The sequence below is a fragment of the Stenotrophomonas sepilia genome (assembly GCF_003244875.1).
GTDB lineage: Bacteria > Pseudomonadota > Gammaproteobacteria > Xanthomonadales > Xanthomonadaceae > Stenotrophomonas > Stenotrophomonas sepilia.
On record NZ_LXXZ01000088.1, the window covers coordinates 1 to 26,536 of the forward strand.

Genomic DNA, 26,536 nt, shown 5'->3' on the forward strand with positions numbered 1-26,536 from the left:
GCCCCCCATACCGCCCCACCCAACCCGCAGAAAACCAGAGCCGCTCTTGAAGTTGATGTTGCTGTTGCCGTTGCTTGAAAAAGCGGTGCAGCCGCAGGCTGCAAAACACCCTCAATCCTGATCGTGCGCGCGTGCGGCCTCGGCCTGCGTCTCCTCCTGCGCCGCCATCTCGCGTGCGATCCACGCATCGATCATGTGCCGCTGGCGCTGCGCCTGCCGTCGCTCACGCGTGTACTCCTGGTCGAGCACGCGGTACAGCGACACCATCACCAGCACCATCAGCAGCGCGAATGGCAACGCCGCAATCGTGATCATGCCCTGCAGTGCATCCAGGCCACCGGCCAGCAGCAACGCCGCTGCGATCAACGCCACCGCGATGCCCCAGGCCAGCTTGCGCTTCAACGGAGGATCGCCTGCTTCGTCAGTGGACATGCTGGCCAGAACCAGTACCGCCGAGTCGGCCGAGGTTACGAAGAAGATCATCAGCAGTACCAGTGCGACGCACGACAGCAGCAGCGGCAGCGGCATGCTGTCGAACAGCGTGAACAGCACCGTCTCGTAGCCATTGCCCAGCGCCTGCACCAGGTCGGCATGGCCGAAGATCTGTGCCCACAGCGCGGTGCCGCCGAACACCGCGAACCAGAAGAAGCCCAGCAGCGTCGGCGCGAGCACTACGCCGATCACGAACTCGCGCACGCTGCGGCCGCGCGAGATGCGTGCGATGAACGAGCCTACGAACGGTGCCCACGAGATCCACCAGGCCCAGTAGAAGATTGTCCAGTCCGCCACCCAGGTGCTGCCCGAGAACGGTGACATGCGCAGGCTCATTGTCACCAGCTGGTTGAGGTAGGAGCCCAGCGTGGTGGTGAATGTATCGAAGATGAAGCCGGTCGGCCCCAGCACGAGCAGGATGGCTGCCAGCAGGGCAGCCAACGCCAGGTTGAAATTGGACAGCCACTTCACACCCCGCTCCACGCCACTGGCGGTGGACGCCATATACAGCACGAACGCGACGGCAATGATGGTCATCTGCACTGGGACGGTAGCCTGCACGCCGAACACGCGCTCGATGCCGGCGGCGATCTGGATGGTGCCGAAGCCCAGCGTCGTCGCGACACCGATCGCGGTGGCGACCACTGCAGCGATGTTGACCACCCGACCGATCCAGCCGCGATGGTGGCGGCCGATGATCGGCTGCAGCATGTCGCTGACCAGGCCACGGCCGTTGCGGTTGAACTGGAACCAGGCCATTGCCAGCCCGATCAGCGCGTAGATGGCCCACGGGTGCAGGCCCCAGTGGAAGAATGCATAGCGCATCGAGGCGCGTGCCGCGTCCAGGCTTTGCGGAGCAAGCCCTTCCGGTGGCTTGCTGAAGTGCGAAATGGGCTCGGCTGCGCCCCAGAACACCAGGCCGATGCCCATGCCGGCGGCGAACAGCATCGACATCCAGCTGGCCCGCGAGAACTCCGGCTCGGCGTCTTCGCCGCCGATGCGCAGGTTGCCGAAGCGACCGAAGGCCAGGTACATCAGGAATACCAGGGCCAGGAACACGACCAGCAGGTACAGCCAGCCGATGCCGCGGATGAGCTCGCCGAGGATGCTCTGCACCACGGTATTGAAGGGGCCGGGTGCAATACCGGCAAGCAGCACCAGCATCAGAACCAGTGCGATGGAAACACGAAACACCATGAAGGAGCTTCTCCGATCAAGGGATTGAGGGGAGCGAGCAGAGCTTGCAGCGAAGGGCCGGCGGTATACAGCGGAACCGGGCAGGGGCCGCAGGGGCGGCAAGGGAAGCACCGGTCGCAGCGACACGATGCGCGTGCACGTTACTGAACGGGACGTCATGATTCCGTTAACGAACGGCGATTGGGGGCAACTCCGGAGGCGGGCGGTCTATGCTCTAATGCACGCCAAGAAGCGGGGGTACCGCGGCCATGTGGCCACGGTTGAGACAGTCCCTTGGAACCTGATCCGGCTCATACCGGCGTAGGGAAGCTTTGCAATGCAGCCATTCCCGGACTCCGCCCAAGGACCGTCCGGGCGCGGTCGCAGTGCGCCGCCGCTTCGTCCCTGACCTTCCTGGACGATGCCCGATGAACGCACAGCTCTCCGCCCTGCAGCAACAGGCCCAGCAACTCTCCGAATCCGTGACCCGGCCCATTCCCGGCTCGCGCAAGATCCACGTGCCCGGTTCGCGCCCGGATCTGCAGGTGCCGATGCGGGAGATCGCGTTGACCCGCACCCCGACGCTGTTCGGCGGCGAAGAGAATGCACCGGTCACGGTCTACGACACGTCCGGCCCCTACACCGATCCGGGCGTGCGTATCGATCTGTCCGCCGGCCTGCCGGCACTGCGTCGCGGCTGGGTGGAGGAACGTGGCGATACCGAGCAGCTCGAAGGCCTGAGTTCGTCGTTCGGGCGTGATCGCGAGCATGACCCGAAGCTTGATGCCGTGCGCTTCCCCGCGCGCAGCCTGCCGCGTCGTGCACGGGCAGGCGCGAACGTCACCCAGATGCACTACGCGCGCCGCGGCATCATCACCCCGGAAATGGAGTTCGTTGCCATCCGCGAGAACCAGCGGCTGGAAGCGATCCGCGATGCGGGCCTGCTGCAGCAGCATCCGGGCGAGGCGTTCGGCGCCTCGATCCAGAAGATCATCACCCCGGAGTTCGTGCGGGATGAAATCGCGCGCGGCCGCGCGGTGCTGCCCAACAACATCAACCATCCGGAAAGCGAGCCGATGATCATCGGCCGCAACTTCCTTACCAAGATCAACGCCAACATCGGCAACAGCGCCGTATCTTCCGGCATCGCCGAGGAAGTGGAAAAGCTGGTGTGGGCGATCCGTTGGGGCGGCGACACGGTGATGGATCTGTCCACCGGCAAGCACATCCATGAGACCCGTGAATGGATCATCCGCAACTCGCCGGTGGCCATTGGTACCGTGCCGATCTACCAGGCGCTGGAAAAGGTTGATGGCCGCGCCGAGGCACTGACCTGGGAAATCTTCCGCGACACCCTGATCGAGCAGGCCGAGCAGGGCGTGGACTACTTCACCATCCACGCCGGCGTACTGCTGCGCTACGTGCCGCTCACCGCCAAGCGGGTGACCGGCATCGTCAGCCGCGGGGGCTCGATCATGGCCAAGTGGTGCCTGGCGCATCACAAGGAGAATTTCCTCTACACGCATTTCGAAGAGATCTGCGAAATCATGAAGGCCTACGACGTGACCTTCTCGCTGGGCGATGGCCTGCGCCCGGGTTGCATCGCCGATGCCAACGACGCCGCGCAGTTCGGTGAGCTGGAAACGCTGGGCGAGCTGACGAAGATCGCCTGGAAGCACGACGTGCAGACCATGATCGAGGGCCCCGGCCACGTGCCGATGCAGCTGATCAAGGAGAACATGGACAAGCAGCTGCGTGAGTGCGGCGAGGCGCCGTTCTATACGCTGGGGCCGTTGACCACCGATATCGCACCGGGCTACGACCACATCACCAGCGCGATCGGCGCGGCGATGATCGGCTGGTTCGGCACGGCCATGCTCTGCTACGTGACGCCGAAGGAGCATCTCGGCCTGCCCAATCGCCAGGACGTGCGCGACGGCATCATGGCCTATCGCATTGCCGCGCATGCAGCCGACCTGGCCAAGGGCCATCCGGGCGCGCAGGTTCGCGACAACGCATTGAGCAAGGCGCGCTTCGAGTTCCGCTGGGAGGACCAGTTCCACCTTGGCCTGGACCCGGAGAAGGCCAAGGAGTTCCATGACGAGACGCTGCCGAAGGATGCGCACAAGCTGGCCCACTTCTGCTCGATGTGCGGCCCGCACTTCTGTTCGATGAAGATCACCCAGGACGTGCGTGACTACGCCGAGGCCGGCATGAAGGAGAAGTCGGAGGAGTTCCGCGCGGCTGGCGCAGAGGTCTACCACCAGGGATGACGAGTAGCCGGGTGCCGGCCGCTGCCCAGCAGCCGGTTGTGCAGGGGCCGGGAAGCGTGCTGGCCAGCGGCCGGCACCACCGCTCATCACGCCTCTCCCGGCTATGCTCCGCGCATCACCCTGGGGAAAGGACACCATGCCTGTTGCCATGACCACCCGTTGGCTGGCCATCGCCCGCCGTCATCCTTCGGCTTGGCTGCTGGGTGCCCAGTTGATCGCGGTGCTGCTGTACCCCGCGCTGGATGACACCGCTGCCGGCCGCGCGGCGCTGGGCATGTTCGGCATGGCGGTACTGGGCCTGGCGCTGTGGGTGGTGCAGCGCAGCCCGCTGGGCACCTGGCTGGCACTGGTGCTGGCCATCCCGTCGGTGGTGTTCTCGCTGGCCGGTGCATTGCTCGACCGCAGCGCATTGCTGACCACCGCGCAGTTGCTGGAGAGCCTGCTGTACTTCTACACGGCCGGCGCGCTGATCGCCTACATGCTCCAGGACCACAAGGTCACCCGCGACGAACTGTTCGCCGCAGGCGCGACATTCACCTTGCTTGCATGGGCATTTGCGTTCGCATTCGCGGTATGCCAGCAGTGGTACCCGGGCAGCTTCCAGGGCACCGGCGGAGGCGCGCAGCGCAGTTGGATGGAGCTGCTTTATCTCAGCTTCAGCTTGCTGTCTGGCGTCGGCTTGAGTGACGTCGTGCCGTTGCATCCACAGGCACGCGCACTGGTCATGCTGGAGCAGTTTTCCGGCGTGATGTACGTGGCTTTGGTGGTTTCGCGGCTGGTCGGATTGACCATGTTGCGGCGCATGTGAAAATGAACGCCAGATAAAAATTTCGCGCCCGAAAGGGCGCGAATGATGTCGCAAATTATGTGAATGCGTCGGCGAGAGAGAGCCTGATGTCGACCACGCGATAGGCGAGGTAACTTGCATAGGCTAGTATTCGCGCGCTCGATTGTTTTTGCGGTATGCGCCGATGCTTTGTGCGGAGTCTGGCTTTTCGCTGTTCCCAGGACGGGGCGGTATCGAAGGCAAACACTGCCCGGGACCTGTCTCTACTGTGTAGCAGAAAATGAACAGCAGCGAAATCCAGCCCCCGGTATCCGATCGGATACGGATAGGAGAGTGCACCGTCACTCTGTCCTCGCGCGAAGTCGAGGTCGTCGGTGCGCGTCGCCCGCGCCGGCTGACGCCGAAGGCGCTGGGCGTGCTGCGCGTGCTGCTGCGGCAGCCGGGCCGCGTTGTCACCCGCGACGAGTTGTTCGCCGAGGTATGGCCGGACACGCTGCCGACCAACGATGTGCTGACCCAGGCCGTCACCCAGCTGCGCAAGGCGTTCAGCAACGACGACGACAACGGCCAGGCCTACATCGAAACCATCGCCAAGACAGGCTATCGGCTTCTGGTCCCGGTGCAGGTGCTGGACGATGCCGAGCCCGTGGCCGCAGGCGTCCGCGACGACGAAGGCATGACCGCGCAGCCGGTGACCACTGCTGCGTTGCCTGCGCATCCACAGGCAGCGCGCCGCCGCTGGCGCCATATCCGTCGGCGCGTGCTGCTGGCGCTGGGCGTGTTGATGCTGGCCACGCTGCTGGTGTTGACCACGCTGCTGCTGCGCCGTGCACCGGCCGGCAGTTCGCCGGTGGAGGCTGCCGTGGAGAACGGTACGCGGGTGATCGGCAGCCCGCAGCGGCCGTATCGGTTGATCACCGCGACCAGCGGCTTTGAAACCTATCCCACGCTGTCACCGGACGGTTCGCTGGTGGCCTATGAGGGCGCCAACGAGGATGGCAACGGCGGTGGCGCGATCAAGCTGCAGACCTCCGGCAACGCGCCGGCGCGCCAGTTGCTGGCGCCACCAGCCGGTGCCGTCGATCGCTTCCCGAACTGGTCGCCGGATGGCCGCGAAATCGCCTTCGCGCGGTTCTCCGCCGACGGCGGGTGCCAGGTACTGATCGCCAGCGCCACCGGTGGCGCGCTGCGCCAGGCCACACGCTGCGATGGCACGGAGCTGCTCAGCTTCGACTGGACGCCGGATGGGCGTGGCCTGGTGTTCGGCAGCATGGTCGGTCGCTACGCGCACCGTGGCATCCGCGTGCTGGACCTGGCCAGTGGCCAGTGGCGCGCGCTGGCCTACAGCGTCGATCAGGATGACTTCGACTACGCACCGCGTTATTCGCCTGATGGGCAATGGCTGGTGTTCGTGCGCAACCCGCAGCTGGGTGATCTGTGGCGGGTGCCAGCCGCGGGCGGTACGCCCGAGCAGTTGACCGATGAAGCGGCAGAGCTGCGCGGCTGGGCCTGGCTGGACGATGGCCGAACCATCGTGTTCGGCCGCCGTGTCGATAGCGAGGCGCGGCTCTATTACCTGGACGTCGAGCGGCACACGTTGCGCGATGCCGGCCTGGATGATGCGCAGTGGCCAGCGGTGTCGCGACGCGGTGGCATGCTGGCGTTCGTCCACCGGCGCGCGCAGTTCGGCGTGTTCAAGGTGCCGATGCAGGGCAGCGGCACGCCCGAGCGCCTGTTCGCCTCCAGTGGCCGCGATGGGCAGCCGATGGCAGCGCCTGATGGCCGCCAGCTGGTCTTCACCTCCGATCGTTCCGGCAGCTTCGCCCTGTGGTGGGCGGACATGCAGCGACCGGATTCGCTGCGTCCCATCGAAGGGCTGCGGCCGGAGGCGCGGCAGGCGCCGGACTGGTCGGCCGACAGCCGGCAGTTGCTCGTGGTTGGCCGCGATGCGCATGGGCGCACGGTGCTCTATGAAATCGCGCCACGCGATGAACGCCTGCAACCCTTGCCGGTTCCGGCCGAACAGCCGTTGCAGGCACTGTATGGCGCCTCGCCGCAGCAGCTGTTTGTGGTCGAGCGCGATGCCGACCAGCGCACGCGGTTGAGCCTGTTCGATCGCAGCGTCCAGCCCTGGCGCCGCTTGGCCAGCATCGATGGGGTGTCGCAGGCGCGCTTTGACCGGAGCAGTGGCCGCGTGTTGTTCACCCGCTTGGCCGCCGGAGGCCTGTGGTCGGCGGATGCCGCGTTGTCCCCGGCCAGTGTGCAGCAGATCAGCGATGACCGGCCCAGCCGCTGGCGATACCGGGCCTGGACCGTGACCGGCAACAACGGCATCGGCTACCTCGGTACCTCGACCACGTGTGGCACCACCTTCGTGCGCATCCAGCCCGGCCGCGAGGAGGCGGAACGCTGCCTGGACGCAGAACGGCTCAGCGCCGGCAACGGGCTCAGTGCCAGCGCCGACGGAAAGGACCTGTTCGTGGCGATGGCGGTCAGCGATGGCGCTGACATCGGCGTGATGCGGTTGCCCGAACGCCCGCCTGCACTGTTCCCCGCATTCTCCAAGTTGTTGTTGTTCAAGGGAAATGGGCCTTCGTAATTTCTTCGTCGGGATCTCGTCGCGAATTCGTGGCGATCTCGTCGGACCTTCCTGACGCGGTGCCGACTGATTTGGCAAAACGGAGTCCTGTACTAGGCAAATCCGTGGTGCCCCCATGCGTCAACTCTCGCTGGCCGATCGCGGCCAAACTGTTTCCCTGGACCGGTCGCTCGACGACGTCGCACCGACCTGCCTGGGCGTGGCCCGGCTGGGCAGCCTGCAGACCGCCGGCTCCAGCTTCACTGTCTGGATGCAGGTGCGTGGCAGCTCGTGGGTCGAGGCCAAGGAAGGGCGCTTCCGCCTGCGCCAGGGCGAGTGGATCGCCTTCGAGAAGGAATCGCGGCCGCTGGTGCAGGCCGGTCGCAACGGGTTGTGCGTCGGCCTGAACCTGAACATCGAAGCGCTTCGCGTGCTGACCGAGATGGCCGACTGCGGCCTGTATGCAGGTCGTGGCCGGATGAACCGTACTGATGCCCGCGTGGCGCTGCGCCTGTGGCGCGATGCGCTGGCCAGCGGCCAGCCGGCGCAGGCCCTGCGCCCGCTGCTGCTGCACCTCGCGGGCCTGCAGCGTGGCCTGGCCGACAACGTGCAGCGCTGCCCGGGCCGCTCGCGCAGCCGCAAGCGCCAGGTGTTCGGCCGCATGCAGCGCGCGCGCCTCTATCTGGAAGGCAACAGCCACCGGGTGGTGCGCATCGGCGAACTGGCCGAGCTGACCAACTTCTCCAGCTGGTACCTGTCCAAGACCTTCCAGAGCCTGTACGAGGAAAGCCCGCAGTCGCTTTCGGCACGACTGCGCCTCGAACGCGCCGCTGATCTGCTGCGCGACACCGACATGATGGTGGGCGAGGTCGCTGCCGCCAGCGGTTTCGACAACTGCTGCAGCTTCGCGCGTGCGTTCCGCGCCCGCTACGGCCAGTCCGCATCGCGCTTCAGGGAGAACGGCGGCTTGCTCCCGCCACAATCCGCAAAGTCTCCGGTTGGTTCGCGCAAATACAGCGCTGCAACGCAATCGTAACGTGCTGGGGTGTTTTAACACGCTGCTAACACGTACCTTGGAGAGATAGATGAACGTTCGTAATCCCGCAGTGCGGTTCGGCTTGCTGCCGGCCGGCATTGCGCTGGCGCTGGCGCCGGCCTTTGCTTCGGCGCAGGAAGCAAAGGGCACCACCGACCTGGACCGCATTTCGGTCACCGGCTCGCGCATCCGCGGCGCCTCGGTGGAAACCCAGCAGCCGATCCTGACGATGACCCGCGAATCCCTGGAAAAGCAGGGCTTCTCGAGCGTCGCCGACGTGCTGAACAACCTGACCTCGGCCGGCTCCCCGGCCATCTCGCGTTCGGAGTCGCTGGCTTCGGGCGAGAACGTGGGCGGCTACTACGTCGACATCCGCAACCTGGGCGCCCAGCGCACCCTGGTGCTGATGAACGGCAAGCGTCTGGGCGCAACCACTGCGGGCTACCAGGATCTGAGCCAGATCCCGATGTCGGCCGTTGAGCGCATCGAAATCCTGAAGGACGGCGCCTCGTCGATCTACGGCTCTGACGCCATCGCCGGCGTGGTCAACGTGATCACCCGCAAGAACTTCGACGGCGGCGAAGCCAACGTCTACGTCGGCCAGTACGGCAAGGGCGACGGCGACACCGAAACCTATTCGATGACCCTCGGTGCCCGCGGCGAACGCGGCAGCCTGACCCTGTCGGCCGAGTACTCGAAGCAGGATCCGGTGTGGGCCAAGGACCGCTGGTACAGCCGCGACGGCTCGCTGGGTCCGAACTCGACCTCGGCCACCTGGAGCCCGATCAGCCAGAACGGCAGCTGGTGCAACCCGACCCAGGTCAACTGCGGCGACTCCAAGCAGGCTGTCTGGAAGACCCTGAACGCCGGCGGCAACCCGAAGAACCCGAATGACTACCATGTCATTACGCCGGACGAATTCGCCAACTCCAACGAGCAGATGACCCTGCTGACCGGTGTGAAGCGCAAGTCGGTCTACATCAACGGCACGTACGACTTCACCGATTCGATCAGCCTGAACACCGACGTGCTCTACAACGAGCGCCAGACGTTCCAGCAGATCGCCGGCTACCCGTTCCAGTCCAACTCCTTCGGCACCCCGCTGGAGGGTTCGAGCGCCTTCAACCCGGTCGGCCAGGACGTCAGCTTCCGTCGCCGCCTGTGGGAAGTACCGCGTACCACTGACAGCCAGCTCAAGACCCTGCGCTTCGCTCCGACCCTGACCGGCTTCTTCGAGCTGGGCGGCAAGACCTTCGACTGGGACGTCGGCGCGCTGTGGAACCGCAACGAGTCGATCAAGAGCAACCGCGGCGACATGAGCCTGATCGCTGCAGGCCAGGCCCTGGGCCCGTCGTTCATCGATGCCGGCGGCGTTGCACGCTGCGGCACCTCGGCCAAGCCGATCCTGGGCGACTGCCGCCCGTGGAACCCGCTGCTGCCGTACGGCGTTGATGGCCAGGGTTCGCTGGCGAACCAGGAGCTGCAGGACTTCCTGTTCCCGACCTTCACCACCCGCGGCGTCACCAAGACCACCAGCTTCACCGCCAACCTGTCCGGTTCCATCGTGACCCTGCCGGCCGGCGACCTGGGCTTCGCGCTGGGTGTCGAGCACCGCAAGGAAGAAGGCAATTACGTGCCGGACGCCTTCGCGCAGTCGGGCCAGTCCACCGGCCTGGGCCAGAAGCCGACCCGCGGCCAGTACGATCTGAACGAGGTCTACCTCGAACTGAACGTGCCGCTGCTGGCCGACATGGCCTTCGCCAAGGAACTGACCCTGAACGTTGCCAGCCGTTACTCGGACTACAGCAACTTCGGTGGCACCACCAACAGCAAGTTCGGCCTGACCTGGCGTCCGCTGGATGAACTGCTGGTCCGCGGCACCTACGCCGAGGGCTTCCGCGCTCCGACCATCAGCGACCTGTACGGTGGCCTGAGCTCGAGCTTCGAGTCGTACATCGATCCGTGCGGCGTGAACGCCCCGGGCAGCGTTGCCGGCAATGCCGCGTGCACCGCCGCTGGCGCTCCGGCCAACTATGTGCAGCTGGGCCAGGGCAACCTGCCGTGCTCGACCCTGCCGTGCCAGTCGGGTGACCAGTTCGTCTCGGGTGCCAACCCGAACCTGAAGCCGGAAACCTCCAAGAGCACCACTTTCGGCCTGGTGTGGAGCCCGCGCTGGGTGCAGGGCCTGGACGTCTCGCTGGATTGGTACAAGTACGAAATCAGCGACATGATCATCGCTGACAGCGTCGACCGCATCCTGCGTGACTGCTACGTGCTGGGCAACTCCGAGCGTTGCTCGAGCGTGACCCGTGCGGCTGACGGCCACGTCAGTGCGATCACCTACGGCACCGCCAACCTCGGCAAGATGGAAACCGAAGGTTACGACCTGGGCATCAAGTACCGCCTGCCGGAACTGGCCATCGGTCAGTTCAGCATCGACTGGACCACCAGCTACACCGCCAAGTACGACGAGCAGGGCCAGAACAGCGCGGGTGACAACATCATGATCGGCCGCGTCGGCGAGCCGGGCCTGTTCCGCGTGCGTTCGAACCTGGGCGTCAACTGGCAGTACGGCGATTTCGGTGTGAACTACACCGCGCGCTACTACTCCGGCATGAAGGAAAGCTGCATCTCGCTGGCTGATGGCTGGTGCGATGCGCCGAACCACATGGCCAATGGCGAAACCGATCCGCTGCGTCACACCGGCTCCAACACCTTCCACGACCTGCAGGTCAGCTGGAAGGCACCGTGGGATGCGACGATCGCCCTGGGCGCGAACAATGTGTTCGACCACAAGGGTCCGCTGCAGTACTCGGCTCCGAACTCGGCGTTCGCCTACTACGGCGGCTTCGATGTGGGTCGCTTCCTGTACATGAAGTACACCCAGCGCTTCTGATCCATCGAAGTGCGGTAGCAACACGAGGAGGGCGGACCGCTAGGTCCGCCCTCTTTTTTGTAGGGGAATTCCGGAAACTGTTGGAAGGTGAGCGCAGTCACGGTCCCGTCGTGTCGTAATCGACACAGTCAGGAGGTCCAATACCGGACGCTCGCATGTGGAGAGGGGTATGAAGAACACGTTGCTGCGCCAGGCATCGGCGGCTGCATTGATCTATGCAACGCTGGTGGGCGCGGTGTTCGCGCAGGGCCTCGGTGTCTGTGGTGGCGGGCTCTATTGCGAAGAGTTCCGCCAGCAGTGCCTGGCCAGTGGCAAGTCACCGGTCATCTGCGAGTCGCAGTACCGGCGTTGCGTGCAGGATGCCTGCGGTACCCGCTGACATGGAAAGGGCGCACCGTGTGGGTGCGCCCTCTGTCGTCCGGACATCATCCAGCACGCTCAGGCGTCGCTGGGCACCAGTCCCATCAGTGCATTGGCGTGCTCGCGCCATTGCGGAAGTTTGTTCAGCACGCCTGCACGCTGCAGGTAGTCCTCGTCCACTGGATCGCCATTGACCAGCGCCAGGGCCACGTGCACCGCGCCGGTCACCCAGAAGCTGCGGGTGTTGGCGCGCTGCGGCTGCAGGTGGAAGGCCACCGCTTCGATGATCGGCATCGGCAGGCCCCACAGGCCCAGCAGGTAGGCGCCGGCCTCGGCATGGCCTGGGCGGGTATCGCCGGCCAGCGCGGGCTCGCTGCGCTCGTTGCGCACGCCGGGCAGCAGCAGGCCGATGTCGGCCAGCAGTGCGGCGGTCGCCCCCAGTTCGGCGCTGGACTCGGGCAGCAGGCGTGCGGCCAGCCGGGAGGCGAGCAGGGCGCGCTGCTGCAGTGAGTTGCGCTCGGCAGCCGACAGCGTCGGCGCGGAGAACACTTCGCTGGCCAGCACCAGGTCACGCAGCGTGGCCAGGCCCAGCCGGGTGACCGCAGTGCGCAGGTCGGCAATGGTGCGGCCCTGGCTGAAGAAAGCCGAGTTCGACAGCTGCAGCACCTTGGCCGCGATGGCCGGATCGGCGGCGACCAGCTTGGCCACATCGGCACTGTCGGTATCGTCGTCATGTTCCAGGGCCTGGGTCAGGCTCAGGTACAGGTGCGGTGGCGATGGCAGTTTCTCGATACGGCCGATGGCATCGCGCAGGCGCGGGCTGTCCAGCACTTCGCGCAGTTCTTCCAGGCTGGTCAATGCCTCCAGCAGCACTTCCGGCGCCAGCGGCAGCGGCAGGAAGCGGTGGGCGACACCGATCAGGCGCGCCGGCGGCGGGCGGTTGCCATGGTGTGCATCGACCAGCGCGATGCGGATGGTTTCCGGGCGCAGTGTCCGGATCTGGCCCAGCAGCGTGGTGGCATTGAGATCGGGCAACTGCGGGCAGACGATCACCGCGTCCACGCCCTGCGTGGCCACCGCGGTCATCGCGGTCTGGCCATCGGCGGCGGTCAGCGGCTGCCAGTCTTCCCCAAGATCGGCAATGAATTCGGTCAGCTCAGCCGGCAGGCTGGCTGCATCCCCAACAAGCAGAATACGCACGACACGTTCCCCTGGCTGTCTCGACGATGGATGTCGATGACGTGTGAAGTGACGCAATTTACCTAATACGGCAGCAAGAGTGATGTGCCGTCGTCATGAAACGTGACCCGCATCGCTCCGGCAGGGTATCGCCGGAGCGATGCGGTTCAGGCTCAGGCCTTGCTGTCGAGATGGCGCTGGTGCGCCTCGATCAGGATCTGCTTGGCCTCAGCGGCGCCACCCCAACCGTCCAGCTTGACCCACTTGCCCTTCTCCAGGTCCTTGTAATGCTCGAAGAAGTGGCCAATGCGCTCCAGCCAGTGGCTCGAGACCTGGGCGATGTCTTCGACGTGGGCGTAGCCGCTGAAGATCTTTGAGACCGGCACGGCCAGGATCTTCTCGTCGCTGCCTGCCTCATCGCTCATCTTCAGCACGCCGACCGGACGGCAGCGCACGACCGAGCCCGGCACCAGCGGCAGCGGCAGCACCACCAGCACGTCGGCCGGATCGCCGTCGCCACACAGGGTGCTCGGCACGTAGCCGTAGTTGCACGGATAGCGCATCGGGGTGGACAGGATGCGGTCGACGAAGATCGCGCCGGTTTCCTTGTCCACTTCGTACTTCACCGGTTCCGAGTCCTTCGGGATCTCGATGATGACGTTGATTTCTTCCGGCGGGTTCTTGCCGGGCGAGACGAGTTCCAGGCCCATGGTGTGCTCCAGGTGGGGATATAGACGGATAGCTCACCATTTTATGCCTTTGCCGGGCGCTGTGCAGGGTAGGGCTGGACCGACCTGCGCGCCCGCCCCTGGCGGAGCGAATGGGGCGGGGTTTCCCGATGGGTTCCACCCGGTCCCCGCGGCAGGCTGGACGTCCTTGCCAAGGAGACTTGCCATGAACTGGAACCGCTTGGGCTGTTGCGCCTTGTTGCTGCTGGCGCCGTTGCCTGCGCTTGCGCGCGGGGCGCATGTCAACCTGATCGACTATCCCTCCGACGAAGCCGGATGGGACCGGGCCTTTGCGCTGGAGGACGCGGTGGCCGGCGAATTCGCCGCATGGTGTGCCGACACCTTGTGTGAAGGTGATTACAGCAACTACCGGGTGATGGAGTTCCGCTGCGCCGTGCTCGCCCACCGCGGCACCGTGCAGCGCTGTGTCTGGGTGGTGGCCGCCAGCGAGCTGGAGGTTGAGCCCGACACGGGACACGTGCGGATCGACAACGGGAGCTGGGTCTGTCCGGTCGAAATGCAGCCCGGGGTGCCCGTCGACGCGTTCTACGCCTCCCTGGAAGCGCCGGGCGGCCTGACCGCGCCTTTGCCTGGGCTTGACCACGGCATCTTCGATGGCTTGCCTGAATGCCTGCGCACGCAGGGGAGGGTGGGCTGATGGGGAGCTTCCGTAGATGCTGGCTGTTGTGTGGCGTGCTGTCTGTCAGCCTGCCGTGCGCCGGTGTCGCGCAGGCTGCGCCTGCGTTCGTCGATGCGCGGGATTACGCCGGCCCGGGGGGCGGCAACGAGCGTTTCCTTGCTGCCGAGCGGCAACTGGTGCGTGGCTTCGATGAGGTATGTGGCGATACCTTCTGCGAGGGCGAGTACATCAATCTGTGGGCTATGCGCCTGCGCTGTTCCGTGGAACAGGCCACGGGGGTGGTTGTCCAGTGTGTATGGACCTTCGCCGGTAGCAACACCAGGGTAAAGCCCAGCGGCCTGATCACGGTCAACCGCGGACGCTATGCCTGCGTGCTGCCGCTGGCAACAGGAACACGCCTGGAAACCCTGTTGCAGGTGTGGGAAACGGGGGACGGGTTCGATGCGTTGCACGCGCCGCTGCCCGGCACGAAAGCCAATACCTACGACGCACTGGTTGATTGCCTGTAGTTCCGGCATAGACAAGAATGTGACTTATTCGCATTACCGGAGTAGCATGCGCGGTGCCTCCCGTCTGTCGTCCCGGCTCCGCGCATGTCCTCCAATGCTGCCTCCCTCACTGAGCTGCTGATCCGCGAGCGGCCCGCGCTGCTGCGCCGGGTGCAGCGCATCCTCGGGGGCGACAACGGCGCCGAGGACGTGATCCAGGCGGTGTGGTTCAAGGCGCGAGGGGTCGATGACAGCCAGGCGATCGACAATCCGCGGGCCTATCTGTATCGGCTGGCCGCCAACCTTGCCACTGACCACGGCCGCGAATCGAGCCGCCGCAACCGGCTGCTGGCCGACCGCTACCTGTGGGGGGGCGACGAGGTGATCTCCACCGAGGAGCAGGCCATGGCACAGGATGAGCTGCAGCGGGTGCTCGATGCGGCGGGCCACCTGCCGGAGCCGACCCGCACCATCTTCCGGCTCAACCGCCTGCAGGGCCTCACCCAGGCCGAGATCGCACGCCGCCTGGGGGTGTCGGTGACCACCGTCGAGAATCATGTGCGCTCCGCGCTGCAGCGCCTGGCCTGGGCGCGCAGCGGTCGATGAGCGCGCCGGCTTGGGGCTGGCCTTCGCGCAGACGTCTTGATCACTGGACCGTGGATGCGGTCCAGTTCCCCCGCTTGCGCTTGAATGCGCCTGTCCGCCAGCCGATGAGCCCGCCGAACATGCAGCCCGCCGCCAATGACGATGCCCTGGCCGAACAGGCCCGGGACTGGATCGCGTGGCTGGCCTCGGGTGACATCAGCGATGCACGCATGCAGGCGTTCGAGCACTGGCTGCAACAGCCGGGGCACCGCAGGGCCTTCGAACACGAGCGCGCGTTGTGGCGCAGTGTCGGGCCGCGCCCACAGGCCGCCGGGGCCAGCGGACGGCGTGGGCCGCATCGACTGCGCTGGGCGATGGCTGTGGCGGCAATGCTGGCGATGCTGGTGGCATGGCCGGAGGCGTGGCTGCGCCTGCAGTCCGATCATCGCAGCACGCATCAGGTGCAGCACGTGCGGCTGCCCGATGGCAGTCGGGCGGTGCTGGATGCGGACAGTGCGATTGCCGTGCGCTTCGATGCGGACGCCCGCGAGGTCGAGCTGCTGCGCGGGCGCGCCTGGTTCGAGGTAAGCCCGGATGCACAGCGGCGTTTCAGCGTGCGCGTCGGCAATGGCCTGGTCGAGGACATCTCGACCGCGTTCACCGTGGCGCGTGGAGACGAGGGGGTGGAAACCCAGGTTGGGCAGGGCAGGGTGCGCGTGGCCAGCCCGGCCGACGGTGGCTGGACCTACCTGCAGCAGGGGCAGCGTGCCGTCTACACTGAACGTGGCGGGGTCATGCGACGGGCTGACGTGACCGCCGACAGCGTCGGCGCCTGGCGCCAGGGCGAGCTGCTGCTGGAGCAGGCCAGCGTCGCCGATGCCGTGCAGTGGGTGGGGCGCTATCGCGCGGGGCCGACCTTCGTGCGCGGTGATCTGTCACGTCTGCCTGCAGTGAGTGCTGCGTTGCGCATCGACCGCCCGGAGCAGGCATTGGATGCACTGGCGGCAACGGCAGGTCTTCAGGTTACTCGTCTTCCATTCGGCGTCGCCATCGTGCAGTAGATCCACGCCTCGCGTGGATGAGCGTCCCTGTGCCGACCATCGGTCGGCACCCACCGCTACCACCGGCCGACGAACGGTCGGCACCCACCCGCGCCGCGTCGGCATCCCCCCGCGACCGCAAATCGCTCTTGGGGTTGTCGCGTGCCCAGCCGTCTTACCCGGCGAACGTACCCGCCGTCGCCACGTACGTCGCCGTGTCCGCCCGTGTTGCGGATGACGCCGCGTTCGCGGCACCGATTACCTGACAGGTTCTTCCATGTTCGACTCCCACCGCTCGGGCCGCGTACTGCGCCCGTCCCGTCTGTGCATTGCGTTGCTTGCCGCCGGGCTGGCCAGCACGACGCCACCCGCACTGGCGCAGAGCGCCCGCAGCGACCACGCGGCTGTACTGCGCTTCGAAATTCCTGCACAACCGCTGGATGAGGCGCTGCGCAGCTACATGCGCCAATCCGGCGTGCAGGTCGTGTACCCCGCATCGCTGGCACACGGCGCAACCTCCCACGCGGTCAGCGGCAGCCTGTCGGCCAACCAGGCGTTGCAGCACCTGCTGCAGGGCAGTGGCGTGGCGGTGCGCCGGGTCAGCGCCGATGCGGTCACTCTGGAGGCAGCAACGCCGGTGCGGGCCGACAGCGGTGTGATCGTCACCGGCACGCTGCGTGTGGCCGGCGACCGCGTCGACAGCGGTGCGAACAACGATGAAGCACGCCTGCTCGACAGCTACCGCAGCGTGGGTTCGACCACCACGCTCGACCGCGCGCATCTGGAGCGCTTCCGCGGCACCTCCAACGGTGACATCGTCAAGGGTGTGGCCGGTGTCACCGCCGGTGATCCGCGCGTCGGCAATGGCTTCGACGTCAACATCCGTGGCATCCAGGGCCAGGGCCGCGTACCGGTGATCATCGACGGTGGCCAGTCCAGCATGGATACCTACCGCGGCTATGCGGGCCAGTCACAGCGCACCTACCTCGACCCCGACCTGATCTCCAGCCTGACCATCACCAAGGGCCCGAGCCTGCAGGCCAATGCCTCCGGTGGCATCGGCGGTGTGGTCGAGATGGAGACGCTGAAGATCGGTGACGTGCTGCGCGAAGGGCGCGACTTCGGCGTCCGCGTGCGCAGTGGCCTGGCCAATGGCAGTGCCAACAACCTGCCGTCCTACAGTGCGACGCCGCGCAGCGATCGCAGCGCCACCGGCAGCCAGTTCTTCAACGTGGCCGGTGCCGGTCACTGGGACCGCTTCGACCTGGTTGCGGCCTACGCGTACCGGGACAACGGCAACTACTTCTCCGGCAAGCACGGCTACGATGATTTCCCGCAGACCCGTCGTACGCTGGCGCCGCTGAATCCGCCGCGTACCGAAGTGTTCAATACCTCCTCGCGTTCGAAGTCGGCGCTGCTCAAGGGCACCTGGCGCATCGATGACACGCAGAGCCTGGAAGCCGGCTACCGCCGCTATGAAGGCACGGCCGGCGAGATCATGGCCTCGCAGATCATCCGCGTCGACCGTGACCGCATCCCGCAGTGGGACCCGGGCCACGTCGACATGGACAGCTACACCCTGCGCTATCGCTTCGATCCGGACAGCGAGCTGATCGACCTGCGCGTCAATGCAGCGTACACCGACACCGACAGCGTGATGTACAACAGCCTGACCGGCATCACGCCGTGGTACTTCGATCGCCGCACCGAGTGGTACGACGCGCCCAGTTTCAGTGGCGATCCCGGCTACAAGGATGCCTACCGGAACCCGCTGCGGCAGAAGCGCTTCAACCTTGATGCCAGCAACACCTCGACGTTCGGCACCCGCGCCGGTGCGTTCACGCTCGACTACGGCCTGTCCTACAGCGACGAAGACATCGCCCCGGGCAGCTCGGGCCCGATCATGCACGATGACCTGGTCAACAACCGCTTCCTGCGTAATGCCGAGCGCAAGGAATACAGCGCCGTGGCCGCGCTGAAGTGGCAGCCCGACGAACACTGGGAGCTGCTGGCCGGTGGCCGCTGGAACCGGGTGGACGTGCACGACCGCAACCGGCTGGCCACGCCCGATGCCTACGAGGTGCAGGGCCAGTACCGCTACACCGAGCTGCTCAACGGAAACCCGGCACTGCCGTCGTGGCGTGCAAAGCGCATTGCGCTGCTGAACTGGTATCCGGATGCCAATGGCAATTTCACCCAGGAATCGCTGCTGGCCTCGCCGTACAAGAAGGGCACGGTGGGCGACATCGGTGGGTGGAACTTCTATGACGCCGGCAAGCCGCAGGATCTGGAAGTGCCGGTCAGCTGGAGCTGGTCGCAGCCGATCCGCCGTCGCGACACCGCGTTCTCGCCTACCGCCAGCGTGGCCTACCGTTTCAGCGAAGACACCCTGGTCTACGTGAAGTACGCCGAGGGCACCAAGCTGCCGAGCCTGTTCGAGACCACGCTGGGCCTGTTCACCGCTGCCAAGCCGGTCGGTGAGCTGAAGCCGGAGCGCGCGCGCAGCTGGGAAATCGGTGCCAGCACCCTCCGCTACGACCTGTTTACCGCTGGCGACCGCCTGGCGCTGAAGCTGGCGTACTTCGATACCCGCATCGACGACCTGATCACCCGTGACTACCGCACGCTTTCGGCCGGCCTGATCCGCAACGTCGATCAGTTCAAGGTCTCGGGCATGGAATTCCAGTCCAGCTATGACAGCGGCAAGGTCTTCGCCGACCTGTCCGCGCATTACTATGTCAAGGCCAAGACCTGCGCGCCGGACATCGCCGCCGAGCGTCGTGCCTATGGTGCGCAGCGCAGGAATGATGAGCTGGCCAATACGCCCAACTGCGTGGACGGTGGCTTCGAGGGCTCGTACACCAACACCCAGAACCCGCCGCGCTACACAGTCAACCTGATCCTGGGCTCGCGCCTGTTCGACGAGCGCCTGACCTTCGGCACCCGCATGGTCCACAACGCTGGCCCGATCAGCAGGCTGGACAAGGACTGGAACGTGGGCCTGTCGGCGATCCAACAGCTGTACCGGCCGAACACCTTGGTCGACCTGTTCGCCAGCTGGAGCTTCAACGACCAGCTGTCGGTGGAAGCCGGCGTGGACAACCTGACCGACCGCTATTACCTGGACCCGCTGGCTCTGGGCGTGATGCCGGCGCCGGGTCGCACCGCAAGGCTGGCGTTGACCTGGAAGTACTGATCTGCGGGGTCGGATCCCTTTCCTGCGGAAGGGCTCTGACCCCAGCGGGAGACAACGGTAGCGCCGGGCCATGCCCGGCGCCCCCATCAGGGCACTTACAGCCCGCTCGACGCCTTCACCGCATCTTCGTGCAGCGACTCGTTCAGCTCATCCACCACGGTGGTCCATGCCGCATCGGCCTGCAGCGACTCGGACAGGAACTGGCGCTGGGCATCATTCCAGTACGGCGCCTCGACCACTTCGACGTCGGTGGCCAGCTGGTGCTCGCGGATGAAGCGGGCGATGCCCTCGGCGCTGGCGTCCAGGCCCAGCTGCAGGAACAGGTTGGTCATGCGCGGTTCGGTGGTGATCATTATCGGTTCCGGGTGGAAGAAGGGGATGGCCCATTATCGGCACACATGGGCTTGGGGAAACCCCTGCGGCGGACGTCTACAGCAGGACGACCCTCCTGGCATTCCCCCATGAACGCACACATCGCTCCCGAAGACAGCCGCAGCCTGCGGCTCAAGGCCGCCACCCGCGACAGCCACGGTGCGCTGGACAAGCGCATCATGGCCGGTGACATCTTCGCCGACCGCAGCAACTTCGCCCGTTTCCTGCGCGTGCAGTATCGCTTCCACCGCAGCATCGATGCGCTGTATGCCAATCCTGCGCTGGACGCATTGCTGCCCGATCTGGGCGCGCGCCGCCGACTGAGACAGGTCGCGCGCGACCTGCAGGATCTGGAGCAGACGCTCCCGGGCGCGGACATCGACGCGCTGCCCTCGGACCTCGCGCTGCCGACTGCGTTGGGTTGGCTGTACGTGGCCGAAGGCTCCAATCTGGGCGGCACCATTCTGTACAAGATGGCGGCCAAGCTCGGCCTGGACCGTGATTTCGGCGCCCGCCACCTGGCCGCCCATCCCGATGGCGCAGCGCGCCACTGGCGCGAGTTCACCGCTGCGCTGGACGCGGTGCCGCTGAGTGCCGAGCAGGACCAGCAGGTGATCGATGCAGCCGACGCTGCGTTCCGCAGCGTGCATCGCCACGTCGAAGTGGAATTCGCCTGATGCGCGGCGCGCGCCCACAGGTGCAGCGCTGATGCGCTGGCTCTGGTTCGCGCTGGGCTGGCTGATGGTCGGCCTCGGGGTGATCGGCGCATTGCTGCCAGTCATGCCGACCACCATCTTCCTGATCCTCGCGGTGGGCTGCTTCGCGCGCAGCTCGCCGAAGTTCGAGCAGCGCCTGCTGACGCATCCACGCTACGGCCCGTCGCTGCGGCTGTGGCGCGAGCAGGGCGCCGTGTCGGGCAAGGGCAAGGCGTTTGCCAGCGCAGGCATGGCGGCGGGCTTTGCCCTGTTCTGCTGGGGCGCGCATCCGTCGTGGCGCCTGTTGCTTGGCTTGGGCCTGTTCTTTGCCGCCAGCGCCGGTTACGTGCTCAGCCGGCCGGCACCGCGACCGGAGCCCAATCCGGTCGTGGAAGTGGACGACGCCAACGATCCTCGCGCGGCCCGCCGCCGCGCCGCATCCCCCGATACCGCTGGAACCCGAGACGATGCTGCCTGCTGACCGGGCCCGGGCGGTGGCCGGCATCGGGGTCGGATCCCTTTCCGCAGGAAAGGGTTCTGACCCCGTCGAGCCCGCCATCCACGCGTCGCGTGGATCTACAACAGCGGCACCAGCAGCAGCGCCACGATGTTGATGATCTTGATCAGCGGGTTGATCGCCGGGCCGGCGGTGTCCTTGTACGGGTCACCAACAGTGTCGCCGGTCACTGCGGCCTTGTGCGCTTCGCTGCCCTTGCCACCGAAGTGGCCATCCTCGATGTATTTCTTGGCATTGTCCCAGGCGCCGCCGCCGGTGGTCATCGAAATGGCCACGAACAGGCCGGTGACGATCGTGCCGATCAGCAGGCCGCCCAGTGCGCGCGGCCCCAGCAGCAGGCCGACCACTACCGGCACGGCGACCGGCAACAGCGAGGGCACGATCATTTCGCGGATCGCCGAGCGGGTCAGCATGTCCACCGCCTTGTCGTACTGCGGCTTGCCGGTGCCCTGCATGATGCCGGGGATCTCGCGGAACTGGCGGCGTACTTCTTCCACCACTGCGCCTGCCGCGCGGCCGACCGCTTCCATCGCCATCGCACCGAACAGGTAGGGAATCAGGCCGCCGATCAACAGGCCGATGATCACCGTGTGGTCGCTGAGATCGAAGCGGAACTCCTGGCCGGGATTGGCTGCCTGCAGGTTGTGGGTGTAGTCGGCGAACAGCACCAGTGCCGCCAGCGCCGCCGAGCCGATCGCATAACCCTTGGTCACGGCCTTGGTGGTGTTGCCCACCGCATCCAGCGGATCGGTGATGTCGCGGATCTCCGAAGGCAGCTCGGCCATTTCGGCGATGCCACCGGCGTTGTCGGTGATCGGGCCGTAGGCATCGAGGGCGACGATCATCCCTGCCATCGACAGCATCGCGGTTGCGGCGATGGCGATGCCGTACAGGCCGCCCAGTGCGAACGCACCCCAGATCGCCGCACACACCGCCACCACCGGCAGCGCGGTGGATTTCATCGAGATGCCGAGTCCGGCGATGATGTTGGTGCCGTGGCCGGTGGTCGAGGCCTGCGCCACGTGCTGCACCGGCTTGTACTGGGTGCCGGTGTAGTACTCGGTGATCCACACGATCAGGCCGGTCAGGACCAGGCCGATCAGCGCGCAGCCATACAGCGCCATCGGTCCATGCACGTTGTCGGACATCAGCCCGGAGGTGATCGGGTAGAAAGCGATGGCGGCCAGCACGCCGGAAACGATCACGCCCTTGTACAGCGCGCCCATGATCGAGCCGCCGGGCTTCACCTTGACGAACAGCGCGCCGATGATCGACGCGATGATCGACACGCCGCCCAATACCAGCGGATACAGCACGGCATTGGCACCGGCTTCGGCCAGCATCAGGCTGCCCAGCAGCATGGTGGCGATGACGGTGACCGCATAGGTTTCAAAGAGGTCGGCCGCCATGCCGGCGCAGTCGCCGACGTTGTCACCGACGTTGTCGGCGATCACCGCCGGGTTGCGCGGATCGTCTTCGGGAATGCCGGCTTCGACCTTGCCGACCAGGTCGGCGCCCACGTCGGCGCCCTTGGTGAAGATGCCACCGCCCAACCGCGCGAAGATCGAGATCAGCGAAGAGCCGAAGGCCAGGCCGACCAGCGCGTGCAGCGCCTGTTCCATCGGCAGGCCCATGCGCAGCAGCAGTGCGTAGTAGCCGGCCACGCCCAGCAGGCCCAGCCCGACCACCAGCATGCCGGTGATCGCACCGCCGCGGAAGGCGACGTCCATCGCCGCGCTGATGCCGTTGCGCGCCGCCTCTGCGGTACGAACGTTGGCGCGTACGGACACGTTCATGCCGATGTAGCCGGCCGCGCCGGACAGCACCGCGCCGACCGCGAAGCCGATCGCGGTGTACCAGCTGAGGAACACACCGACCAGCACGAACAGCACCACGCCGGCCACGCCGATGGTCAGGTACTGGCGGTTGAGGTAGGCACGCGCACCTTCCTGGATCGCGGTGGCGATCGCGATCATGCGCGCATTGCCGGTGGGTTGGCGCAGGATCCAGCGCGCCGAGACGATTCCGAACAGGATCGCGAGAATGGCGCAGCCCAGCGCCAGTGACAGCCCGTGACGTTCCAGCATTAGACCCCTCCGCAGAATGGATGTAGGCATCCAGTGGCGATGAACGGCACCACGAGGGGGACGACGGGCTGCAGCCTGGAACCAACCCGTACCGACCTTGGCGGTCGTCCGACGTATGGCGGTGTTCAGCATTCCCTGGTGCCCGCAGTATGCGTGCCGCCACTTGTAGAGTCGAGCCATGCTCGACTGGCTCCTGGGAGCCGCGGCGCATGCCGTCGGGCCCTGGGCATGATTGGCGAGCCAACGGCCTTTGCACCCCGTTAAGGCAGCCTCTGCAAGCCTGCGCACAGCCCCGTAGGAGATCCCCCATGCGCCTGTCCCTGTTGATGCTTGCCGCCCTGGTCCTGGCCGCACCGGCCTTCGCTGCGGAAACGCCGGAACTGCAGCGTGCGGTCGGTGCGCCGCAGGCGGTGGGCGCGGTGCATACGCTGCGGCAGATCCCCGAGGCCTGCGCGCGGCTGGAAGGTGCGTTCACCGGTGACGCCGCCGCGCCATATCGCTTTTCCGCCGTCCGGACCAGCGAGCAATGCCAGCCACGCGCGCGCTTCGTCGATTACACCAAGGCGCAGCCGAGTGCCGACAAGGGCTGGAAGCTCAATGATGTGATCCGCGTGCCCAATGCCGCGTGCCCGGCGCAGCAGGCGGTGGTCCGGGTGTGGCGCCTGCCTTCGAGCCACAAGGTCGAGCTGGACGGGCAGGGCCAATCGCGCATTTATCTGGAAGAGGCGAAGAAGCAGGCCGCCGCCGGCCAGATTCCGCAGGTGACGATGTTCGCCGCGCAGTTGCAGATGGAAGGCAAGGCTTGCAATTGAGGTGGCGCGGGCGCTACGCCCACGCCGTCATCCACGCGTGGTAGTGCCGGCCGCTGGCCGGCATCCGGCTGATCAATCCGCCAGCATTGCCCCCCGCGCCACCAGCAGCTCGCGCAATGCCTTGCGGTGGCAGTGCGCTTCATCCTCGCAGTAGCAGCCCACACTGATGTCGCTGTGTTGTGACATCGCCGCCAGAAGGTCCAGCGCGTGGGCGGCATCGGGCGCCTTCATCTCGGCCTTGTAATGGCGGAAGAAGGCGGTCCAATCGGCCGCCGTCGTTGCCTCATGTGCCCGCTTCACCAGCTCCGCGCTGGGTGACAGGGTCGGAAACCAGACGTCGTACCAGTCCTGTCGGGCGAACTCGCTGCGCGGCACGCCGCGCGGCGGCCGCCGCACCGTGCCGATGCGCAGTCCCTCGCCGGGTTGGCGCGGCGTACCGAGTCGAACAACACGCAGTGCCATTATGACCTCCATGAAAAGGGGACGGAGGGGATTAAGTCGTATCCGACCCACTGCTGATGCTGTTGGAGATGACAGAGGGGCGTATGCGACTTAACCCCTCCGTCCCCTTTTTCAGGTCAGCCTTCGAAGGCCGGCAGTTTCTGCTTCACCGACACGTTCTTCAGGGTGACGTACTTCGGCAGGCCATCGGTGCCATAGGGAAGCGGTGCTTCGCCCTTGATCAGTGGTGACAGGTAGGCGCGTGCCCTGGCCGTGATGCCGAAGCCATTGCGGCGGATGAAACCAGCCGGCATCTTCTTCTCGTGATTGGCGATCTTCGACAGCGGCGCGGCTTCGATCTTCCAGCGATACGGTGAATCGCTGCTGCGCACGATCACCGGCATCACGCCATTCTGACCCTTCAGGGCCAGCTGCACCGCGGCCTTGCCCACCGCCTGCGCCTGCTCCCAGTCGGTCCTGCTGGCCAGGTGGCGGGCCGAGCGCTGCAGGTAATCGGGCAGTGCCCAGTGCACCTTCAGGCCCAGCTGATCCTTGACCCGGCCGGCCAGGTGCGCCGCCACGCCGCCGAGCTGCGAATGACCGAACGAGTCCTTGCCACCGCCGGCATCGGCAACGAAGCGGCCATCGGCGGTGGCAATGCCTTCCGACGCCACCACCACGCAGTAGCCGACGCGCTCGACCACGGCTTTCACCTTGGCCAGGAACGTGGCCTCGTCGTAGGCGCGCTCAGGCAGCAGGATGATGTGCGGCGCTTCGTCATCACCGTTGCCGGCCAGGCCGGCGGCGGCGGCCAGCCAGCCAGCGTGGCGACCCATCGCTTCGTAGATGAAGACACGGGTGGAGGTTTCGGCCATCGCCGCCACGTCCAGTGCCGCCTCGCGGACCGAGACCGCGGTGTACTTGGCCGCTGATCCGAAGCCGGGGCAGGTATCGGTAACGGCAAGGTCGTTGTCGATGGTCTTGGGCACGCCGATACAGGTCAGGTCGTAGCCGGAGGCCTTGGCCAGCTGCGAGACCTTCAGTGCGGTGTCGGCCGAGTCGTTGCCGCCGTTGTAGAGGAACCAGCGCACGTCGTGGGCCTGCAGCACCTCCAGCAGGCGGTCATAGCGGGCGCGGTCGGCGTCCAGCGATTTCAGCTTGACCCGGCACGAGCCGAAGGCGCCGCCCGGGGTATGGGCGAGGGCGCGGATCGCGGCGGCACTCTCCCTGCTGGTGTCGATCAGCTCCTCGCGCAGCGCGCCGAGGATGCCGTTGCGGGCGGCCAGGACCTTGATGCCCTTGGCCCGGGCCTGCTCGATCACCGCTGCCGCCGTGGCATTGATGACGGCGGTGACACCGCCGGACTGGGCATAAAGGAGAGTACCGTTGCGCATGCTTCTACCTGCTCGGGGGAGGGGACATTGCAGGGACATTACCCGGATGCGGTAAAGTGGCGCTATTGCGGTGCAGCGATACCGGACCGTCCGGGACGCGAACCTTCTTTGTTTTCAACACGTTGGAGTCAGGTCAATGCGATTGGTTCTGTTGGGACCGCCCGGTTCGGGCAAGGGGACACAGGCGACGCGCCTGAAGGAAAAGCTGGGGATCGCCCACATTTCGACCGGTGACATGCTGCGCGCGGAAATCGCCGCCGGCACCGAGCTGGGCAAGCAGGCCAAGACGGTGATGGATGCCGGCAACCTGGTGTCGGACGACATCCTGCTGGGCATGCTGGAGTCGCGCCTGACCCAGGCCGATGTCGCCAAGGGCTTCATCCTTGATGGTTATCCGCGCAACGTGGCCCAGGCCAATGCGATGGACGGCCTGCTGGCCAAGATCGGCCAGCCGCTGGACGCGGTGGTACAGCTGGATGTGCCCACCGAGCTGCTGGTCGACCGCATTGCCGGTCGTGCCAAGGAGCAGGGCCGCGCCGATGACAACCCGGAAGCGGTGCGCCAGCGCCTGCAGGTCTACAACGACCAGACCGCCCCGGTGGTCGATTTCTACGCCGGCCGTGGCACCCTGGCCCGCGTCGATGGCGTCGGTGAGCTGGACGAGATCGAAGCCCGCATCCTGGCAGCGATCAAGGCCTGATCCGGCGGGGCCGGCACGCGTCCGGTCCTTCCGGCGCAAAAAGCACAGGCCTGGTCCGCGAGGA

Annotated in this window: 22 protein-coding genes and 1 riboswitch; of the genes, 15 read left to right on the top strand and 7 right to left on the bottom strand. The window is 66.3% G+C overall.

The genetic code is table 11. The annotated features are described in order from the left end of the window. Nucleotides 1–111: 111 nt before the first annotated feature. On the bottom strand, nt 112–1,689 hold the full coding sequence (locus tag A7X97_RS18215; protein WP_088497632.1) for a BCCT family transporter: 1,578 nt from the start codon (nt 1,687–1,689) through the stop codon (nt 112–114). 223 nt (nt 1,690–1,912) lie between these two features. After that, nucleotides 1,913–2,014, top strand: a riboswitch (TPP riboswitch). Nucleotides 2,015–2,096: 82 nt separating this feature from the next. Between A7X97_RS18215 and thiC the strand changes: the two genes are divergently transcribed. The 6 genes from thiC to A7X97_RS18245 all read left to right on the top strand — a co-directional run bounded on the left by thiC (nt 2,097) and on the right by A7X97_RS18245 (nt 11,617). After that, nucleotides 2,097–3,941 carry a phosphomethylpyrimidine synthase ThiC gene (gene thiC / locus A7X97_RS18220; RefSeq protein ID WP_072168417.1) on the top strand — a complete coding sequence of 615 codons (1,845 nt, stop codon included), beginning with the start codon at nt 2,097–2,099 and terminating at the stop codon, nt 3,939–3,941. 136 nt (nt 3,942–4,077) lie between these two features. Continuing rightward, nucleotides 4,078–4,749: an ion channel gene (locus tag A7X97_RS18225; protein ID WP_065196438.1), complete on the top strand. Its 672-nt coding sequence runs from the start codon at nt 4,078–4,080 to the stop codon at nt 4,747–4,749. A 259-nt stretch (nt 4,750–5,008) separates the two neighbouring features. After that, entirely contained in the window at nt 5,009–7,327 is a 2,319-nt protein-coding gene (locus A7X97_RS18230) for a winged helix-turn-helix domain-containing protein (RefSeq protein ID WP_111008261.1), read from the top strand. Nucleotides 7,328–7,442: 115 nt separating this feature from the next. Next, complete coding sequence (locus tag A7X97_RS18235; RefSeq protein WP_053497516.1) at nt 7,443–8,342, top strand: helix-turn-helix transcriptional regulator; 900 nt, start codon at nt 7,443–7,445, stop codon at nt 8,340–8,342. Nucleotides 8,343–8,391: 49 nt separating this feature from the next. Beyond that, nucleotides 8,392–11,238, top strand: coding sequence for a TonB-dependent receptor (locus A7X97_RS18240; RefSeq protein WP_061479548.1), 2,847 nt, complete (start codon nt 8,392–8,394; stop codon nt 11,236–11,238). Nucleotides 11,239–11,407: 169 nt separating this feature from the next. Then, nucleotides 11,408–11,617, top strand: coding sequence for a hypothetical protein (locus tag A7X97_RS18245; RefSeq protein WP_014648325.1), 210 nt, complete (start codon nt 11,408–11,410; stop codon nt 11,615–11,617). A 59-nt stretch (nt 11,618–11,676) separates the two neighbouring features. Here A7X97_RS18245 and A7X97_RS18250 read toward each other — a convergent pair whose 3' ends face one another. Both A7X97_RS18250 and ppa read right to left on the bottom strand, forming a co-directional pair. Then, nucleotides 11,677–12,798 (bottom strand): HDOD domain-containing protein, encoded by a 1,122-nt coding sequence (locus tag A7X97_RS18250; protein ID WP_049413685.1) that lies wholly within the window; start codon nt 12,796–12,798, stop codon nt 11,677–11,679. A gap of 152 nt (nt 12,799–12,950) precedes the next feature. Continuing rightward, nucleotides 12,951–13,487: an inorganic diphosphatase gene (gene ppa / locus A7X97_RS18255; protein WP_005410935.1), complete on the bottom strand. Its 537-nt coding sequence runs from the start codon at nt 13,485–13,487 to the stop codon at nt 12,951–12,953. A gap of 184 nt (nt 13,488–13,671) precedes the next feature. Between ppa and A7X97_RS18260 the strand changes: the two genes are divergently transcribed. The 5 genes from A7X97_RS18260 (at nt 13,672) to A7X97_RS18280 (ending at nt 19,454) form a co-directional block, all read left to right on the top strand. Then, on the top strand, nt 13,672–14,163 hold the full coding sequence (locus tag A7X97_RS18260) for a hypothetical protein (RefSeq protein WP_088497630.1): 492 nt from the start codon (nt 13,672–13,674) through the stop codon (nt 14,161–14,163). A gap of 35 nt (nt 14,164–14,198) precedes the next feature. Beyond that, on the top strand, nt 14,199–14,654 hold the full coding sequence (locus A7X97_RS18265) for a hypothetical protein (protein WP_080376950.1): 456 nt from the start codon (nt 14,199–14,201) through the stop codon (nt 14,652–14,654). Between the two features lie 84 nt (nt 14,655–14,738). Further along, nucleotides 14,739–15,239 (top strand): RNA polymerase sigma factor, encoded by a 501-nt coding sequence (locus A7X97_RS18270; protein WP_088497628.1) that lies wholly within the window; start codon nt 14,739–14,741, stop codon nt 15,237–15,239. A 104-nt stretch (nt 15,240–15,343) separates the two neighbouring features. Beyond that, nucleotides 15,344–16,279, top strand: coding sequence for a FecR family protein (locus A7X97_RS18275; protein ID WP_111008262.1), 936 nt, complete (start codon nt 15,344–15,346; stop codon nt 16,277–16,279). A gap of 256 nt (nt 16,280–16,535) precedes the next feature. Then, nucleotides 16,536–19,454, top strand: a complete 2,919-nt coding sequence (locus A7X97_RS18280; RefSeq protein WP_111008263.1) for a TonB-dependent receptor — start codon at nt 16,536–16,538, stop codon at nt 19,452–19,454. Between the two features lie 95 nt (nt 19,455–19,549). Here A7X97_RS18280 and A7X97_RS18285 read toward each other — a convergent pair whose 3' ends face one another. Then, a complete protein-coding gene (locus tag A7X97_RS18285) occupies nt 19,550–19,807 on the bottom strand; it encodes a DUF2789 domain-containing protein (protein ID WP_005410930.1) in 258 nt (85 codons plus the stop codon). 108 nt (nt 19,808–19,915) lie between these two features. On the opposite strand from A7X97_RS18285, the gene A7X97_RS18290 reads away from it, so the two are divergent. Both A7X97_RS18290 and A7X97_RS18295 read left to right on the top strand, forming a co-directional pair. Then, nucleotides 19,916–20,503, top strand: coding sequence for a biliverdin-producing heme oxygenase (locus A7X97_RS18290; protein WP_072168425.1), 588 nt, complete (start codon nt 19,916–19,918; stop codon nt 20,501–20,503). Between the two features lie 31 nt (nt 20,504–20,534). Further along, nucleotides 20,535–21,002 carry a YbaN family protein gene (locus A7X97_RS18295; protein ID WP_111008264.1) on the top strand — a complete coding sequence of 156 codons (468 nt, stop codon included), beginning with the start codon at nt 20,535–20,537 and terminating at the stop codon, nt 21,000–21,002. A gap of 95 nt (nt 21,003–21,097) precedes the next feature. Here the strand turns inward: A7X97_RS18295 and A7X97_RS18300 are convergent, their stop codons facing one another. Then, nucleotides 21,098–23,125 (bottom strand): sodium-translocating pyrophosphatase, encoded by a 2,028-nt coding sequence (locus tag A7X97_RS18300; RefSeq protein WP_072168427.1) that lies wholly within the window; start codon nt 23,123–23,125, stop codon nt 21,098–21,100. Nucleotides 23,126–23,433: 308 nt separating this feature from the next. On the opposite strand from A7X97_RS18300, the gene A7X97_RS18305 reads away from it, so the two are divergent. After that, nucleotides 23,434–23,937, top strand: coding sequence for a hypothetical protein (locus tag A7X97_RS18305; RefSeq protein ID WP_072168428.1), 504 nt, complete (start codon nt 23,434–23,436; stop codon nt 23,935–23,937). A gap of 72 nt (nt 23,938–24,009) precedes the next feature. On the opposite strand, the gene A7X97_RS18310 is transcribed toward A7X97_RS18305, so the two are convergent. Both A7X97_RS18310 and A7X97_RS18315 read right to left on the bottom strand, forming a co-directional pair. Further along, nucleotides 24,010–24,399 (bottom strand): DUF488 domain-containing protein, encoded by a 390-nt coding sequence (locus A7X97_RS18310; protein ID WP_088497623.1) that lies wholly within the window; start codon nt 24,397–24,399, stop codon nt 24,010–24,012. Nucleotides 24,400–24,515: 116 nt separating this feature from the next. Further along, nucleotides 24,516–25,772, bottom strand: a complete 1,257-nt coding sequence (locus tag A7X97_RS18315; protein WP_111008265.1) for a 6-phosphofructokinase — start codon at nt 25,770–25,772, stop codon at nt 24,516–24,518. Nucleotides 25,773–25,908: 136 nt separating this feature from the next. Between A7X97_RS18315 and A7X97_RS18320 the strand changes: the two genes are divergently transcribed. After that, nucleotides 25,909–26,472, top strand: coding sequence for an adenylate kinase (locus A7X97_RS18320; RefSeq protein ID WP_005419045.1), 564 nt, complete (start codon nt 25,909–25,911; stop codon nt 26,470–26,472). Nucleotides 26,473–26,536: the final 64 nt, after the last annotated feature.

What these genes read in the sequence shown, in the direction of transcription:
- A7X97_RS18290 (WP_072168425.1), top strand. Translation starts at nt 19,916, where the DNA reads ATGAACGCACACATCGCTCCCGAAGACAGCCGCAGCCTGCGGCTCAAG.
- A7X97_RS18240 (WP_061479548.1), top strand. Translation starts at nt 8,392, where the DNA reads ATGAACGTTCGTAATCCCGCAGTGCGGTTCGGCTTGCTGCCGGCCGGC.
- A7X97_RS18300 (WP_072168427.1), bottom strand. Translation starts at nt 23,125, where the DNA reads ATGCTGGAACGTCACGGGCTGTCACTGGCGCTGGGCTGCGCCATTCTC.
- A7X97_RS18245 (WP_014648325.1), top strand. Translation starts at nt 11,408, where the DNA reads ATGAAGAACACGTTGCTGCGCCAGGCATCGGCGGCTGCATTGATCTAT.
- A7X97_RS18225 (WP_065196438.1), top strand. Translation starts at nt 4,078, where the DNA reads ATGCCTGTTGCCATGACCACCCGTTGGCTGGCCATCGCCCGCCGTCAT.
- thiC (WP_072168417.1), top strand. Translation starts at nt 2,097, where the DNA reads ATGAACGCACAGCTCTCCGCCCTGCAGCAACAGGCCCAGCAACTCTCC.
- A7X97_RS18295 (WP_111008264.1), top strand. Translation starts at nt 20,535, where the DNA reads ATGCGCTGGCTCTGGTTCGCGCTGGGCTGGCTGATGGTCGGCCTCGGG.
- A7X97_RS18235 (WP_053497516.1), top strand. Translation starts at nt 7,443, where the DNA reads ATGCGTCAACTCTCGCTGGCCGATCGCGGCCAAACTGTTTCCCTGGAC.
- A7X97_RS18320 (WP_005419045.1), top strand. Translation starts at nt 25,909, where the DNA reads ATGCGATTGGTTCTGTTGGGACCGCCCGGTTCGGGCAAGGGGACACAG.
- A7X97_RS18280 (WP_111008263.1), top strand. Translation starts at nt 16,536, where the DNA reads ATGTTCGACTCCCACCGCTCGGGCCGCGTACTGCGCCCGTCCCGTCTG.
- A7X97_RS18260 (WP_088497630.1), top strand. Translation starts at nt 13,672, where the DNA reads ATGAACTGGAACCGCTTGGGCTGTTGCGCCTTGTTGCTGCTGGCGCCG.
- A7X97_RS18310 (WP_088497623.1), bottom strand. Translation starts at nt 24,399, where the DNA reads ATGGCACTGCGTGTTGTTCGACTCGGTACGCCGCGCCAACCCGGCGAG.
- A7X97_RS18275 (WP_111008262.1), top strand. Translation starts at nt 15,344, where the DNA reads ATGAGCCCGCCGAACATGCAGCCCGCCGCCAATGACGATGCCCTGGCC.
- A7X97_RS18230 (WP_111008261.1), top strand. Translation starts at nt 5,009, where the DNA reads ATGAACAGCAGCGAAATCCAGCCCCCGGTATCCGATCGGATACGGATA.
- A7X97_RS18270 (WP_088497628.1), top strand. Translation starts at nt 14,739, where the DNA reads ATGTCCTCCAATGCTGCCTCCCTCACTGAGCTGCTGATCCGCGAGCGG.
- ppa (WP_005410935.1), bottom strand. Translation starts at nt 13,487, where the DNA reads ATGGGCCTGGAACTCGTCTCGCCCGGCAAGAACCCGCCGGAAGAAATC.
- A7X97_RS18305 (WP_072168428.1), top strand. Translation starts at nt 23,434, where the DNA reads ATGCGCCTGTCCCTGTTGATGCTTGCCGCCCTGGTCCTGGCCGCACCG.
- A7X97_RS18285 (WP_005410930.1), bottom strand. Translation starts at nt 19,807, where the DNA reads ATGATCACCACCGAACCGCGCATGACCAACCTGTTCCTGCAGCTGGGC.
- A7X97_RS18315 (WP_111008265.1), bottom strand. Translation starts at nt 25,772, where the DNA reads ATGCGCAACGGTACTCTCCTTTATGCCCAGTCCGGCGGTGTCACCGCC.
- A7X97_RS18215 (WP_088497632.1), bottom strand. Translation starts at nt 1,689, where the DNA reads ATGGTGTTTCGTGTTTCCATCGCACTGGTTCTGATGCTGGTGCTGCTT.